Here is a 14,906-nt window from a genome sequence, read left to right as displayed (position 1 = left end):
AAGCGGCTCGTCAGGGCCCCTCACCCACGTACGGCTCGAGCGCGCGGATGATCGCGTCGGTGACCGTATCGACATCGCCGTTGCCGTCGACGTGCACCAGGCGATCCCCGCCGATGATCTCGTCGGCGCGCAGGTAAGCGCGCGCCAGGCGGGCCTGGAGCTCGGGCTCCTCGAAGAGCTCGCTCGCGCCGCCGCGGGCGCGCCTGCGTTGCGCGGCGACCTCCGGATCGACGTCGACGACGACCGTGACGTCGGGCTTGAGCGCGTGGCGGTTCGCGTGGCGAATCCAGGCGATCATGTCGGCGCGCGCCCCCTCGTCCTCGAGGCCGATCGACTGGTAGATGATGCTCGAGAGCTCGTACCGATCCGAGATGACCACGTACCCGTCGCGCAGGTGCGGGGCGACCTCGGCCTCGATGTGATCGAGCCTGTCGGCCGCGAAGAGCAGCGCCATCGTCGCGTCGCGGTGCCTCGACGGCAGGTTCACGCGCTGCGTGAGCACGAGCCGGAGCAACGAGCCCATCGGTCCGCCGCTCGGCTCCCGCGTGACGTGCGCGAGCCGGCGTCGCCCGCGCAAGAACGACCCGTACCTGTCGGCCTGCGTCGTGGTCCCCGCGCCGTCGATCCCCTCGAAGACGACGAAGACGCCGTTGTTTCCGTCCTCGCGTTCACGCATGACGTTCTCCTTCAGGCTCGAGCGGGATCGGATCCTCGCCGAGGACCAGGTTGTCGATGAGCCGCGCGCCGTCGATGCGGACGGCGAGCGCGAGCAGCGCCCGATCGGGCGTGTGCTCCTCGGGGCCGAGCACGGCGAGCGAGTCCGCGTCGGCGACGTCCACGTAGTCGATCGACGTCGCGACCGGCGCGACGTGCCCGCGGGCGAGCGCCGTCAGCATGCCGGCGCGACGCTCCCCCGCCTCGAATGCGCGCGCGGCCGCCGCGAGCGCGCGCGGGATGGCGAGCGCCCGCCCGCGGGCCTCTGCCGAGAGGTACGCGTTGCGCGACGACATCGCGAGCCCGTCCGGCTCGCGCACCGTTCGTACACCAACGACCTCGACGGGCAGGAAGAGGTCCCGCGTGAAGCGCTCGATCACCTTGAGCTGCTGATAATCCTTGCGACCGAAGAGCGCGACGGAGGGTCCTACGAGCGCGAACAATTTCGCGACCACCGTGGCCACGCCCTCGAAGTGACCGGGCCGGTGCGCGCCGCAGAGCCCCGCGGCCGTGGCGCCGACACGCACGCGTGTCTCGTCGCCGGGCGGGTACATGTCCGCGGGGGCCGGCGCGAAGACGCCGCGCGCGCCCGACGCCGCGCACTTCGCCGCGTCCCCTTCGAGGTCGCGCGGATACCGCGAAAAGTCTTCGTTCGGGCCGAACTGCGTGGGGTTGACGAAGATCGAGACGACGACGAAGTCGGCGCGCTTGCGGGCCTCCTCGATCAACGTCTGATGGCCGCGGTGCAGGGCTCCCATCGTGGGAACGAGGCCGACGCGCGCGCCGCGCCGCCGCGCTTCTTCACACGCAGAGCGAAAGTCCAGAGGAGAGCGCCAGATCTCCATGGCGCGCCACGCTAGCAGAAAGCACACGCCGCAAGGAGCCGAGCGGCCTGCCGCGAGCTGCCTTCTCACGAGCCTCCGAGCGATCGACTGGGCTAGACTACCGGCCGTGACGGTCGAGACCCCTCCCACGCCCGATGTCGTCGTCCCTTCGCGCAACTCGTCCATGCTCCCGGCCCCGGGCGACTCGGATCCGGCGCAGTACCTGAACCGCGAGCTCTCGTGGCTCGAGTTCAACGCGCGTGTCCTCTCCGAGGCCGGCTCGATGGAGGTGCCGCTCTTCGAACGGCTGAAGTTCCTCGGGATCTTCTTCTCGAACCTCGACGAGTTCTTCATGGTGCGCGTGGCCGGCCTGCAGGCGCAGATCCACCGCACGATCACCGAGGTCCCGCCCGACGGCATGAAGCCGAAGCAGCAGCTCGACGCGATCAGCACGCGGGCGCACGCGCTCTTCGACAACGCCTACCGGCTCTGGAACACGGAGATGCTGCCGGCGCTGCACCGGGTCGGCGTGCGCATCGTGCGGCCGGAGGAGCTCGACGCGCACGAGCTCGCGGTGCTCGACGAGCGCTTCCGCACGGACATCTTCCCGATCCTGACGCCGCTGGCGATCGACCCCGGCCACCCGTTCCCGCACCTGCGCAACAAGAGCATCAACCTCGGCATCATGTTCAGCCGCGAGCACGAGGGCGAGGAGCCCGGCTTCGGCGTGATCCAGGTGCCGCCGATGCTGAGCCGCCTGATGCGCGTGAAGGTCGAGGGCTGCGCGCGGGCGTTCGTGCTCCTCGAGGACGTGATCGCGCGTCACGTGAAGGAGTTTTTCCCCGTCTCGCGGCTGCGCGGCACGTACCCGTTCCGCGTGACGCGCAACTGGGACCTCGAGATCGACGAGGAGGAGGGCGAGGACCTGCTCGAGACGATCCAGGCCGAGCTGCGCCGCCGCGATCGTGGCAACGCGGTGCGCGTGGAGATCGGCGTCGGTGGTGGCGTGGGCGCGAGCGTGCAGCGCCTCTGCCGCGCGCTCGGCATCGACCCGAACCTCGACGTCTACCGCGTCTCGGGGCCGCTCAGCGTCGCGGATCTCGTCTCGGTGGTGGGCGAGGAGGACCGGCGGGATCTACGCGACGAGCGCTTCACCCCGCAGGTGCCGGTGGCGCTGCGCGAGGTGGAGGATCCGTTCGCCGTGATCCGCGAGCGGGACGTCTTCCTGCACCACCCGTACGACTCGTTCGACCCGGTGGTCGAGTTCATCTCGCGCGCGGCCGACGATCCGAACGTGCTCGCGATCAAGCAGACGCTCTACCGCACCGGCGGCGACTCGCCGATCGTGAAGGCGCTCGCGCGCGCCGCAGAAAACGGCAAGCAGGTGACGGCGATCGTCGAGCTCAAGGCGCGCTTCGACGAGGCCTCGAACATCCAGTGGGCGCGGACTTTGGAGCAGAGCGGGGCGCAGGTGATCTACGGCCTGCTCGGGCTGAAGACACACGTGAAGGCGCTGCTCGTGGTGCGGCGCGAGAAGGACAAACTGCGGCGGTACGTGCACCTCTCGACGGGCAACTACAACCCGCACACGGCGCGCCTCTACACGGACGTTGGCCTCTTCACGGCGAACCGCGAGTTCGGCGAGGACGTGACCTCGCTCTTCAACCTGCTCACGGGGTACAGCGCGCCGCCGCGGTGGAACCGGCTGGTGGTGGCGCCGCTCGGCTTGCACGAGGCGATCCTCGGGCTCATCGCGCGCGAGACGGAGCACGCGCGCGCGGGGCGGAAGGCGGAGATCGTGGCGCAGATGAACGCGCTCGTGGACGTGGACGTGATCGACGCGCTCTACGCGGCGAGCCAGCACGGCGTCGACATCCGGCTCTTCGTGCGCGGCATCTGCTGCCTGCGGCCGGGGATCCCGGGGCTCTCGGAGCGGATCCAGGTGCGCGCGCTCATCGACCGGTTCCTCGAGCACAAGCGGATCTTCCGGTTCGCGAACGGCGGGAGCGAGGAGTTTTACTTCTCCAGCGCGGACTGGATGCCGCGGAACTTCCACCGCCGCGTCGAGCTGCTCGTGCCGCTGCTCGACCCGGCCGCGCGTTCACGCGCCGAGGACATGCTCGCGACGCTCGCGGCCGACACGGCGAAGACGTGGGCGCTCAACGCGGACGGCGGCTACACGCGGGTCGCGACGCCCGCGGGCGCGACGCCGGTGCGCTCGCAGCAGCGGTTCATGGACCTCGCGCGCGAGCGGCCGAAGCCCGCCGACGTGCTCGCGCGGGGCGGGCGGTTCCACATCTTCCAGGTGGGCCACGGCGATAGCGGCGACGAGATGCGCCGCAAGAACGGCAAGAAGAAGAAACACGGGCAGCAAGGCTGAGCCTCGCGGGCTCAGGGCTTGACGGAGACCTTGTGCACGAGGTCTCCGTCGACGAACGAGCTCCACGGCCCCGTCGCGCGGCCGATCCACGCGTACTGACCGTCGAGGTGCGGGTGGCGCGCGTGCATCACGAAGATCTGGCTCGAGCCGGTGTCGCGGCCCGCGAGCGCCACGCCCACGGTGAGCGGCTCGAACGGGATCGGCGAGGTCTCGCAGCGCAGCGGCGCCTTGCCCGACGGGCCGCCGTAGCCGTCGCCGAAGGGCGCGCCGAGCTGCGTCACGAAGCCCGGCACCACGCGGTGCACGACCATCCCGTCGTAGTATCCGGCCTTCGCCAGATCGACGATCCGCGTGACGGCCACCGGCGCGACGTCCGCGTCGAGCACGAGCGTTGCCTCGCCGACGTCCGTCTCCAGGCTGAGCGTCACCTGGCCCGCCGCGCGCGCGTCGAGCTCGGTTGGCTTCGGCCCGCCGCCCGCCGGCGCCTTGCACGCCGGCGTCTTGCCCGCGACGAGCCCGATGGCCTTCGCCGCGCGCTTGCGTAGCTCCGGCCACGACGAGCGGCAGAGCTCCTCGAGCCGGGGGAGCGTCTCCTTCAGGCCGAGCGCGCCTGCCGCGTCGATCATCGAGCTCACGTGTTCGGGATCGTTCTCCACGTCGGCGCGGCCGAGCGCCGCGACGATCGCCTTCACGATCGCGGGCGACGGCGGCCGCGTGACGGCCTCCTCCGCGGCGGCCTCGTCCTCCGCGCCCTTCTTCTTCTTGCCGCGTTTCTTGCGCTTCTCCGGCTCGGACGCGAGGTTCGGCTTCTGCGCGATCACCCCCGCCGCCGTCGAGACGAGGCCCGGCGCCTCGGCCGTGAGCGCCGCTTCGAGGATCGGAGCCGCCTCCTCGGAGAGCTCTTCGTGCTTGGGCAGGAGCTCGATCGCGGCCTCGCGCGCCCGCAGATCACCACCCTTCGCGTGCGCGAGGAACACCACGCGCCGCGCCCCCTCGATCGGCGCTCGATCGAGCACCTTCACCATCACGCGCGCGCCGATCGAGCCGGGCTGCCCCGGCGCCTTCGCGCCCGCGTCCGCGCCGTCCCCCGCCGCGAGCGCCGCCGTGACGTCGCAGCGCGTGAGCCGGGGATCCCGCACGTCGGCGCCCGCGAGCGCCGCCGCCGCGCTGCACCGGATCCAGGACAGACGCCGGAGCACCGTCACCGGCGCGGAGGGCGGCGGCTCCATCGAGGCCAGATCCGTGAGCCACTTCTTCGCCTTGTTTTTGGGCTCGAGCGCGTCGAGCGTGGCCAGGAGGACGCCGATCTCCTCGCCGAGCGCCGTGAGCGCGACGGCCCCGCCCGGCGGGACGAGCGCGGGCAGCGTGGCCGCGAGCTGGGTTTGTCCCGCGCCGCCGAGCCGCGCGAGCGCGCGCGCCGCCTCCGCGCGTTCGGCCGCGCTGAAGAGCGTCGCCCCGGCGAGCACACGCCCGAGATCCGCCGCGGCCTCCGGCCCGGCGCGCCCGAGCGCGCGGACGGCGAAGATCCGGTACGGACCGGGCTCGGCGAGGCGCGCGCCGGCGACATCACGCAGGCGCGTCGTCACCGTGTTCGGCACGTTCTCGAGCCTCCCGATGGCGAAGAGCCCCTCGGGCGCGGGCGGCGCCGACGCGCTGCCGGCCGCGAGGTTCAGGAGCGCCGCCAGCGTCTCCTCGCGGAGCCGCTCCTTCACCGCGGCGAGATCCCCCAGCGCGAACGCCGCGGCCGAGGCCTGCGCCTCCGTGCCCGAGAGCCACGCGACGAGCGTCGGCTCGCTCTGCTCCGCGCCGCAACGGCCGATGGCCCGCGCGATCGCCACGCGGGGATCGAGCTTCACGCCTCCGGGTTCGTCCGCGGCGCCCTTCGCGCTCGTCTCGGCGAGCGAAAGCGACCGGGCCACGAGCGCCGCGACGACGGCCTTGTCGCCCGTCGCGCACGAAAAACCGAGCCCGTAGGCCGCCCACGTGACGACCTCCGGATCCTCGTCGGCGAGCGCGCGCAGGAGCCCCGGTCGCGCCTCCGGGCCGCCGATCCTCGCGAGCGCGCGGGCCGCGGCGCGCCGCACGCCCACGTCGCGGCTCTGCTGATCCGTGCTCGTGATCTCGGCGGCCGCGCGGCGATGCTCCGCGGCGAGCAGCGCTTCTTGCCGCTGCCGCGCCTCGTCCGCGACCACGATCGCCGCGTCGGATCCCGCGTCGACTCCTGCGTCCGTCGCGCTCGTGGACGGTCGGTCACACGCGGCGAGTGAGGCGGCGAGGCCGATCACGAGGCCTGCGCGCCGAACAACCTGGCACTTCATCGCGCGTTCTCCTCGGCGCCTCGCGCGCCGGACACACGGGGGACGGGCGCGGGCACGGCGCGGACGAGCACGTGCGCGCGGCGCAGGGCGCGCCTGTCGAGCCACGTGCACACGACCTCGTGGCCACGTCGATACACGCGTCGAAGAAGACCGGCGCGCACGCCCTCGGACGGCAGCGGCCACGCGTCGACGCCGACGGCGCGGAAGTCCTGGATCGCGCGCTCGACGTGCCACGCGCACGTCACCACGCAAGCCCGCCGCGCCCCTCGCCTGCGCAGGATCTCCGCCGAGAACGCCGCGTTTTCGTGTGTCGTCAGCGACCAGAGCTCGCTCGTGACGGCGTCCTCGGGCACCCCTGCACGGACGAGCTCGCGGCGCAAGGCTTCCGCTTCGATCTGCGCCCCCCAGCGCCGCCCGCCGCTGGTCACGATGTGGGGCGCGACACCCGCGTGATAGGCCTCGGCGGCCTTGGCGGCGCGGCGCGCCGCGGCGGTCGTGAGCCGACCCGAAAAAAGCACGCGGCAACCGAGGACCACGATGGCATCTGCGCGCTCCGGCATCGGGGCGACGATAGCCGAACCAAGGCAGGCCGCCAGAAAGTCACGTAAGGGCCACCTCTCGCTTGACGTTGCGCCCGGAAGGCATTTATCACGGGGAATCGGACCAAGGGCGGGGGCCGGAAGGGCGATCAGGATGCGACTCAAGATGTGGGGTGTCCGCGGAAGCATCCCCACGCCCGGACCCGACACGGTCGAGTTCGGCGGCAACACGAGCTGCTACGAAGTGCGGGCCGGCGAGACGTTGATCATCCTGGACGGGGGCACGGGTCTGCGCCTCCTCGGGCAGAGCCTCCTCCGGGAGATGCCGATCGAGGCGTGGATGTTCTTCAGCCACGTCCACTGGGATCACATCCAGGGCTTCCCGTTTTTCACGCCGGCCTTCGTCCGCAAGAACACGATCCACCTCTTCGGCGGCCTCAACGTCTCGCGCACGCTCGAGGAGACGCTCGCGGGCCAGATGGATTATCCGAGCTTCCCCGTCCACCTCTCGGAGATGGGCGCGAACATGACCTTCCGCGACCTCTACGAGGGCGAGGTCGTGACGATCGGGAAGAAACAAGACGTGCGCGTCTCGAACGCGCGCGGCAACCACCCGAACGGCGTCTACGCGTACCGCGTCGATCACGAGGGCAAGTCGCTCGTGTACGTGACGGACTCCGAGCACTACGCGATCGTGGACCCGAAGCTGCGCAAGCTCGCCCAGGGCGCGGACGTCCTGATCTTCGACGCGATGTACACGCCCGAGGAGTACGCGGGCGAGGTCGGCGGCGGCCCGAAGACGGGCTGGGGTCACGCCACGTTCGCCGCAGGCTGCGAGCTCGCGAATGCCGCGGGCGTCAAGCAGCTCATCCTGCACCACCACGATCCAAGCCAGACCGACGCGATGGTCCGCGAGAAGGAGCGCCGCGCGCGGGAGCTCTTCCCGAACACGATCGCGGCGAAGGAAGGGTTGGTCCTGGAGATCTGAGCCCTCACCCCCGTCCCGCCCCTCACCCCCAGCCCCTCTCCCGGCGGGAGAGGGGAGGGGAGGGGCGGGCGAGCGGCTAGTGGAGGAGCTCGGTGAGGCGCGCGCGGACGCGCTTCTTCGCGCGCTCCTCGATCTGCCGCACGCGCTCCTTGCTGACGCCGAAGTCGGCGCCGAGCTGCTCGAGCGTCGCGGGATCCTCGCTCAGCCAGCGGGCGTTCGCGATCTTCTGCTCGCGCGGCGACAGCTCGGTCACGATCTGCCGCAGCGCCGTGGCGACCTGCCGCTGCGCCTCGTCCTCGCAGGCCTGATCCTCCGGCGAGGGCAGCGGCGAGGCCAGGCGGTCGAGCGGGGCGTCGCCCTCGGGGTTCTTCTTGTCGAGGCTCACGTCGCGCGCCATGAGCAGCGGCAGGAGCGCCACCACGCGCTCCCGAGGCAGGCCGCTCTGCGCGGCGAGCACGTCCGGATCCCGCTCGTGCGTGCGCCGGTAGATGCGCAGCACGCGCCGCTCGCTCTTCGACGAGCCGAGGCGCACGATCCGGTAGCCCCGCGCCACGTGCTCGCGGATCTCGGCGCGGATCCAGTACGCGGCATACGTCACGAGCCGGCAGCCGCGCGACGGATCGAAGCGCTCGGCCGCCTTCAGCAGCCCGATGTTGCCCTCCTGGACGAGGTCCTCGATCGGGATGCCCCAGCGCCGGTACTCGAGGGCGATGGTCATCACGAAGGGCAGGCACGCCTCCACGATGCGGCGGCCGGCGTCGCGATCACCACATCGGAAGCGGTCGGCGAGGTCGCGCTCGAGCTCGGGCGTCAACGGCTCGCGCTTGTCCTGCTCGCGGTGGCGCGGAGCGTGGGCGAAGACGGTGGGACTTCGGCTCTCGGCCATGGGGACTCCTCGCGCCCCGGGGCGTTCACGCCGCCGAAGAGGCGGCGGGAGGGGAAAGGCGCGCGGGTCGCCAATGCAGGGCCGATGCCGAGCGCAAATCAGGCGCTTTCTCGAGAAGAGCCGATCTCGTTTCGCGCAAACGTCACGGCCCGCCCCGGGGGCGCGAAACGGTTGCGTGAATCGGTCAACGTGGGGGGCTCCGGTCGGCCCTGAGCCGACTCTCCGCTGCGCGGAGAATCGTCGGGCCTTCCTCTGCCCCCACACCCCCGCGCGCTCGGTTCAGCTTCGCGGAGCTCCGCTGCCCCGAGCGCCTCGAACCGGAAGGTGGTTCATGCCCCCCGAGTTGCACTCCCGGGCCCCGGCCGTGGTACACCCTCTTTCAGGCACACGTGGGCAGGCGTCTCGCAACAAGAGGCTCGTACGTCGCAGCGGCCGCCGCCATCTTCGCGCTCGCCGCGCAGCGGCCGGCCGAGGCCCCGAAGCCCGCCCTCCGCGGCGTCGCGCTCTGGTCGCTCCACACGCTCGACGTCGCGGACGAAGAGGCCCTCGGCGCCGAGTGCGGCGCGCCCTCGGGCGGCGGAATCGTCCTGCCCACGGGCGCGCCCGCGGCCCTCTCCTGCGAGGCCGCGCGCACCATCGTCACGCAGGTCCGAACGAACCTCGCCGCCCCCGTGAGCGACATCGAGGCCGCAAGTTTTGCCGACGGGGTCGTCGACTGGCTCGACCCCCACGGCCTCTGGTCCATCGCGCCCGACACGCCCGTCGCGCCCGCCCTGCGTCGCGAGGGCGAGCGGCTCCTGCGCGAGCTCGAAGCCGCGCCAAACGCAGGCCCCTGCGCCGCGGCGGACGTCGTGGGAGCCTCACTCGCCGCGTGGATGACGACGCTCCGCGCCGCCTTCGACGAGGGCCTCCGCGAGGGCCGCCCCGAAGGTCGCGCCCCGACGCGCTCGCCGGCCGAGGTCTGGCGTACGGTGAGCGTGTCGCCCTTCGAGGAGGGGCCGGTCACGCGGAGCGGCCGTGACCTCGCGCGAGAGCTCGGGCGCGAGATCGGCGCTGCGCGGGTTGCCTACGGCCCGGCGCTCGACCCGTACGTCGAAGCGGCGAGCGAGCGGCTCTTCCCCGACCTCACGGCCGAGGCCTGGGGCCGGGTCGTCATCGCGGCCGCGGTGCGCGCGTACGTGCCGCAGCTCGACGCGCACGGCGCCTGGGCCCCGCTCGAGGAGGAGATCTCGATCTACGACCTCGACCTCGAGACGGCGCCTCCTCTGCGCCTCTGGTCGGAGATGACGCGGACGGCGCTCGGCGTCCGGATCGACCGGGGCGCGCTCGCGCCGCTCGTCGACGGCGACGTCGTGCTCGCGGTGCGCGGCGTGCCGCTCGCGGGCATGAGCGTCGAGCAGGCCGAGCAGAGCGCCCTCGTCGTTGATGCGCCACACGGGCCGCCGGCGCCCGTGACGATCCTGAGGCCCCACGCCGCGCGGCCGGTGGAGTTCGCGATCCTGCCCGGCCCCGCGAAAGAGGGCCCCGCGCCGCCGGCCGAGCCTCCGGCGTTGCCCTTCGACGTGGTCCGGTATGCGGACGGGCGCGTCGCGATCGTCACCATCCCCGACGTCCCCGACGATCTCGGCGATCGGATCGGGGCGGCGCTCGCGCGGGTCCGCGAGGCGCGCGACATCCGCGGCGTGGTGCTCGACCTGCGGGCGAACGGCGGGGGCTCGACGGACGGCGCCATCGCGGCGCTTGGCCATTTCCTCCCCGGCGCGGCGCTGTTCCCGATGCGCCGGCGTGACGGCGGCGTCGAGGTCGAGCGCGCGCCGGAGGTGCCTGCCGAGGAGTCGTATTCGGGGCCGCTCGCGGCGCTCGTGGACGGCGACTCGGCGAGCGCCGCGGAGATGATCGCGGGGGCGATCGCCAGTTATCGTCGCGGCGTGGTGATTGGAGACCGGACGTATGGCAAAGGGTGCGCGCAGGAGTACCTCGATGACGAGGCGCACGCGGGCGTCCTTCGGTTGACGACGTTGCTCTATTCTTTGCCGGACGGGGCGCCGGTGCAGAAGGTCGGCATATCGCCGCAGATCACGCTCTCGCTCCCGGCGGCGACGGAGCGTGAGGCGCGGCTCGCGCGGGCGCTCGAGCCCTGGCGTGGCCCCGACGTGCGGGATCCTGCGCTCGTGCGTGAGGCGCCGTGGGCCTTGCACGGCGGCCGCGTCGGGCCTTGCCGGGACGAGACCGTCTGCCGCGCGCTCCGGGCGCTCGGCGCCTCCGTCGCCGCGGCGCGCTGATCGTTCTGGCGCAGGCTGGGCCAGGGCAGCGACACCGCGGCCGGCCGTCGGGCGTCACGGTGGGCGCGAAGAGAACGTGATACGCTGTGGCATTACGCTTGCTGAAGGCGTGTCTGGAGGCCGTGATGCGATTGGCTTTGCATGGTTGGTTGTGTGCTTCTTCTCTCGCTGTTTTGCTGCTCGCCGGGTGCAACGTGACGTTCGTCGATACGAACAATGGCTCGGGGGGCTCGGGCGCGGCCGGCGGGGGCGCGGGTGGTGAGGGCGGCCTCGGCGGCGCTTCCGGCTCGGGTGGTCTCGGCGGAATGGGCGGCGGCGGCCAGGCGGGCGGCGCCGGTGGAATGGGCGGCGGCAGCGGCGGCGCGGCTTGTGGTGGATTCGCCGGGCTCGTGTGTCCCGCCGACGAATATTGTGATTTCCCGAATGATCGGTGCGGCGACACCGACCACACGGGCATTTGCAAGCCCCGGCCGGAGGCGTGCCCGGACGCTTATTTGCCGACGTGCGCGTGCGACGGCACCGTGTATGGCAATCCCTGCGACGCGGCCGCGGCGGGCCAGGACGTCTCGGACCTCGGCAATTGCAAGCCGCCGGCCGACGACATGTTCCCCTGCGGCCACGGCTTCTGCGACGAGGCCACGGAGTATTGCCAGAAGACCACGTCGGACGTCGTCGGCTTCCCGGATTCGTTCCAGTGCGCGCCGATCCCCGCCGCGTGCGGCGATACGCCGAGCTGCGCGTGCATGGACGACCCTTGCGCGCAGATCTATTGCGACAAACTGCCCGACGGCGGCATCCTCGTCACCTGCCCAGGCGGCTGAGGGCCGAGGGCCCGGGGGAGGCGCTCAGCGCTTCTTGTTGAAGAGATTGCCGAAGAGGCCGCGGCCTCCCCCGGCTCCGCCGCCCGGCCCGTCGTCCTCGGGCGGGTGTCTCATTTCATAAAGACGAACCTCGCGCGCCGCCTCGATGTTCTTCGGGTTGATCTGGGCGCTTCGCTTGTAGTCCCGGTAGGACGCCTGGAGGCGCCCGGCGAGCTTGAGCAGCCTGGCGCGGTAGACGAGCGCCTTCTCGTAATCGGGCTCCGCCTTGAGCACGCCGTCGAGCTGCGTGATGCAGTCGTCGTAATACGGGATGGTCTTGCCCTCCTCGGGCGGCGTCGGCAGCGGCCGCCGGCTCGCCACGACCCAGGCGAAGAGCGCCGTGTACGAGGGCTGCTCGGGATCGGCGCCGAGGGCGCGCCGCACGCACGCCTCGGCCGCGGCGAGGTCCTTCTTGTTCAGGAAGACCTCGGCCTTCTCGAACTCGAGCGCCGCGTTCACCACGCGCTCGACCTTCGCCTGCTCGTCGACCGGCCGGCCGCTCCCGCTGAGCGACGCGAGGTACTGGGCGCGCCCGGCGTCGTCCTTCAGCGCCTCGTAGGCCGCGTTGACCGAGGCGAAGAGCCGCGCCACCCGCGGCTTGAGATCGTGCAGGTCCTTCGGGAGTTTGTCCGGGTGGAGCACCAGCGCCAGCTTGAAATAGGCGCTCCGGACGTCGCTCGACGTCGCGTCGCGCGAGACGCCGAGCATCTGGAAATGGTCCTCGTTCGGCGCGGACGCGAGCTTGGCCTCGATCTCGGCGCGGCGCTTCTCGTTCCCCGACGGCGCTCCTTGCACCACGGCCGGCGGGGGCGAGCCGGTCGCGTCGCGCGGGCGCATCCCGGTCTGGTCCACGTACTGCAGCCCCGTCGTCCCCGTCGTGGGCATCCACCCGGCGTGCACCTCGGAGCCCATCGCAGGGCGCGCGCCGGCGCGCTCGAGCCCCACGGGCGGGCGCGTGGAGCCGCCGAAATCGACGTGCCGCGTGATCGTCATCCCGTAGACCACGCCGCGCACGATACGCGGGGGCACGCCGCTCGATTTCACGAGGTCGGAGAGCTTCGTCCGCGTCTTGCGGAGCCTCTCGAGGAGCGCGCGCTCCTCGGGCGTGAGCCGGAACCGCTCCGGCGTCGCGCCGGGCGCGAGCCCCATCGGTACCTCCTCGATCCGCTTCAGCGTCGCCTCGGCCTGCGGCGCCCCGACGAACGCGCGCGCGCCGGCCATGATCACCGCGAGTGGCTCGACGCGTGGCACCTCGGCGCCGCGCTCGGCGAGCAGATCGGTCCCTGCATAAAACGCGTACCGTGTCTCGGCCTCGAGCGCGCAGAGCTTGATCATGGCCGCTTCGAGCGGCGTCCGTTCGGCGTACCGGGTGCCCGCGACGTCCATCACGCGGCTCGGCGTCCCCTCGTCGAACGCCACCACCGCGCGCGCGCCCGCCTTCGTGGTGAGCACGAGCGTGCCCGAGAGGCCCTTGTCGAGCAGGTACACGTAGAGGTGCAGCAGCGGCGTCTGCACCAGGTTGGCTTCTGCCGTCGGTGCGAGCCCCGGAGGGAGGACGAAGGGCATTCCGGTCGTGGGGGCAGGAGGCGGCGCGGCCATGTGCGGCGACTCGGCCACGAAGCGTGCCAGCGTGCGCGCGGCGGCGCAACCGGGCACTCCGCTGACCATGTGGATTTCCGGGGGATGTGGAAGCGGCTTCGCGTCGTCAGGGCGCGCGCGTGGCGAGCGAGCGGCAACGCGCGTCGTCGGCGTAGACACGTACGCCGCGGTTCGAGGGCACGAGCGCGTTCAGGCGGATCGTCGCGGCGGGATCACCCGTGAAGACGTCGATTTGACGTCCAACGACCTTCATGCCGCGGTCCTCGGCGACGAAGCAGCCGTCGTGGCGCCCGCCCTCGGGCAGGCTGACGCCCTTGAACTCGGGGATATAGAGAACGGTCCCGAGCGGGATCACCGACGAGTCCACGGCCACCGAGCGCAGCGGCGTGATCGGCTTGCCGAGGGCGCCGCGCCCCGCGGGGAAGCGGGCGGGGTCGAGCCGTTCGAAGCAGATCTTCTGGCTCGTGCGCGGGCAGAGCGCGGCGCACGCGCAGTCGCGCTTGGCGAAGCTCACGGTCTCGCCGGTCGAGAGGCGGCCGCTGCCTTGCACGCAGACGCGATCGTGGAAGTCCTGCGTGACGTTCGTGATCGGCTTGCAGCTCGCGTCGTAGATCGTCGCGTCTTTCGGGCCCGACGCGTCTTCCTTCGGGAAGTCGTAGTAGGTGTTGCGGAAGCGCTCGCCGTTGCGGAAGGCCGCCGCGGGCGTCGCGCCCGAGCCTCGCGCCGTGATGGTCACGACCTCCTCCGCGCCCTTGGGCGGGGCGGCCGCGGGCTCGTGTCTCCGCGTCGCGGAGGCCACTCGGTCGGGCGCGCTCTCCTGGGTGAGGAACCCGGCGCGCGCGCCTCGGGCGTCGGACCAGCCGCGATGCTCCGGGCTCCGCGCGGGCTCACCTTCGTCCTGCACCCAGGCTTGCCCCGCGGCGGTCGCGCACGCGGCGCCCGAGAGGCAGGCGACGAGCGCCAAGGTCAAAGGTCGCATGCGACGAGGATACCCTCGCTCGCCTGATCTTGGCCAAGAGCCTGCTCGTCAGGCGTCGCGCTGCGGCTGCTTCGGGTGCTTCAGCGCGTAGACGCCGCGGGCCGTGGCGACGAGCTCGGAGGTGGCGCTCGGGTGGTAGAGCCGGATGTCGGCCCAGCCGAGCTTGGCGCCGACGCGCACCGTGGTGGCGTCGCCGACGAGCGCCTCGCGGCGACCGGGCCGGAGGTAATCCACGCGCAAATCCACGGTGGAGACGCGGCCCATCGTGGGGTTCTCGATCGCGCTCCACACGCAGAGCCCGCCCGCCGTGTCGGCGAGCGTGCTGATCACGCCACCGTGGATCGCCTGGCGGATGGGGTCACCGATGAGCTCGTCGCGCCAGGGGATCGACAGCGTGATGTGGCCCTTCGCGAGGTGCTCGACCTTGAGGCCGAGCCACTTGTTGAAAGGGATGAGCTCCTCGGCGAGCTTCCGAAAGAGGTCCAGATCCAACATTTTTTTCGGCGCGCACCATGCCGGAAAAGCCCGTGTTCTGCC

At 72.0% G+C, this 14,906-nt stretch carries 12 protein-coding genes; 4 read left to right on the top strand and 8 right to left on the bottom strand.

The window, feature by feature from the left end; translation table 11 throughout:
- Positions 1-10: 10 nt before the first annotated feature.
- Together tmk and panC are read right to left on the bottom strand one after the other, a co-directional pair.
- Positions 11-676, bottom strand: coding sequence for a dTMP kinase (tmk, locus tag GF068_RS24895; RefSeq protein ID WP_153821957.1), 666 nt, complete (start codon positions 674-676; stop codon positions 11-13).
- Positions 669-1,559, bottom strand: coding sequence for a pantoate--beta-alanine ligase (gene panC, locus GF068_RS24890; RefSeq protein WP_153821956.1), 891 nt, complete (start codon positions 1,557-1,559; stop codon positions 669-671). The genes tmk and panC overlap by 8 nt, the downstream gene beginning before the upstream one ends.
- 106 nt (positions 1,560-1,665) lie before the next feature.
- Here panC and ppk1 point away from each other — a divergent pair, with 106 nt between their 5' ends.
- A complete protein-coding gene (gene ppk1 / locus GF068_RS24885; RefSeq protein WP_338046556.1) occupies positions 1,666-3,918 on the top strand; it encodes a polyphosphate kinase 1 in 2,253 nt (750 codons plus the stop codon).
- 11 nt (positions 3,919-3,929) lie between these two features.
- Here the strand turns inward: ppk1 and GF068_RS24880 are convergent, their stop codons facing one another.
- Together GF068_RS24880 and GF068_RS24875 are read right to left on the bottom strand one after the other, a co-directional pair.
- Positions 3,930-6,236, bottom strand: coding sequence for a peptidylprolyl isomerase (locus tag GF068_RS24880; RefSeq protein WP_153821955.1), 2,307 nt, complete (start codon positions 6,234-6,236; stop codon positions 3,930-3,932).
- The gene (locus GF068_RS24875; RefSeq protein ID WP_153821954.1) at positions 6,233-6,796 is read right to left on the bottom strand and encodes a YdcF family protein; all 564 of its coding nucleotides are present in this window, start codon (positions 6,794-6,796) and stop codon (positions 6,233-6,235) included. Before GF068_RS24875 ends, GF068_RS24880 begins: the two co-directional genes overlap by 4 nt.
- Before the next feature lie 133 nt (positions 6,797-6,929).
- Here GF068_RS24875 and GF068_RS24870 point away from each other — a divergent pair, with 133 nt between their 5' ends.
- Positions 6,930-7,763 carry an MBL fold metallo-hydrolase gene (locus GF068_RS24870; RefSeq protein WP_153821953.1) on the top strand — a complete coding sequence of 278 codons (834 nt, stop codon included), beginning with the start codon at positions 6,930-6,932 and terminating at the stop codon, positions 7,761-7,763.
- A gap of 76 nt (positions 7,764-7,839) precedes the next feature.
- Here GF068_RS24870 and GF068_RS24865 read toward each other — a convergent pair whose 3' ends face one another.
- The gene (locus GF068_RS24865; protein WP_153821952.1) at positions 7,840-8,649 is read right to left on the bottom strand and encodes a sigma-70 family RNA polymerase sigma factor; all 810 of its coding nucleotides are present in this window, start codon (positions 8,647-8,649) and stop codon (positions 7,840-7,842) included.
- A gap of 389 nt (positions 8,650-9,038) precedes the next feature.
- Between GF068_RS24865 and GF068_RS47140 the strand changes: the two genes are divergently transcribed.
- Complete coding sequence (locus tag GF068_RS47140; protein WP_338046555.1) at positions 9,039-10,931, top strand: S41 family peptidase; 1,893 nt, start codon at positions 9,039-9,041, stop codon at positions 10,929-10,931.
- A gap of 125 nt (positions 10,932-11,056) precedes the next feature.
- Positions 11,057-11,752, top strand: coding sequence for a hypothetical protein (locus tag GF068_RS24855; protein WP_153821950.1), 696 nt, complete (start codon positions 11,057-11,059; stop codon positions 11,750-11,752).
- A 24-nt stretch (positions 11,753-11,776) separates the two neighbouring features.
- On the opposite strand, the gene GF068_RS24850 is transcribed toward GF068_RS24855, so the two are convergent.
- From GF068_RS24850 to GF068_RS24840, 3 genes are read right to left on the bottom strand one after another with little or no spacing between them, the layout of a single operon-like run.
- Positions 11,777-13,459 carry a J domain-containing protein gene (locus GF068_RS24850; protein WP_153821949.1) on the bottom strand — a complete coding sequence of 561 codons (1,683 nt, stop codon included), beginning with the start codon at positions 13,457-13,459 and terminating at the stop codon, positions 11,777-11,779.
- A 37-nt stretch (positions 13,460-13,496) separates the two neighbouring features.
- Positions 13,497-14,369 carry a 3D domain-containing protein gene (locus GF068_RS24845; protein WP_153821948.1) on the bottom strand — a complete coding sequence of 291 codons (873 nt, stop codon included), beginning with the start codon at positions 14,367-14,369 and terminating at the stop codon, positions 13,497-13,499.
- A gap of 48 nt (positions 14,370-14,417) precedes the next feature.
- The gene (locus GF068_RS24840; RefSeq protein ID WP_153821947.1) at positions 14,418-14,864 is read right to left on the bottom strand and encodes a hotdog fold thioesterase; all 447 of its coding nucleotides are present in this window, start codon (positions 14,862-14,864) and stop codon (positions 14,418-14,420) included.
- Positions 14,865-14,906: the final 42 nt, after the last annotated feature.

Origin of the sequence: Polyangium spumosum (genome assembly GCF_009649845.1) — a bacterium.
Lineage (GTDB): Bacteria > Myxococcota_A > Polyangia > Polyangiales > Polyangiaceae > Polyangium > Polyangium spumosum.
The sequence above is the reverse complement of the archived record's forward strand: the minus strand, read 5'-3'. Positions and strand labels throughout refer to the sequence as shown.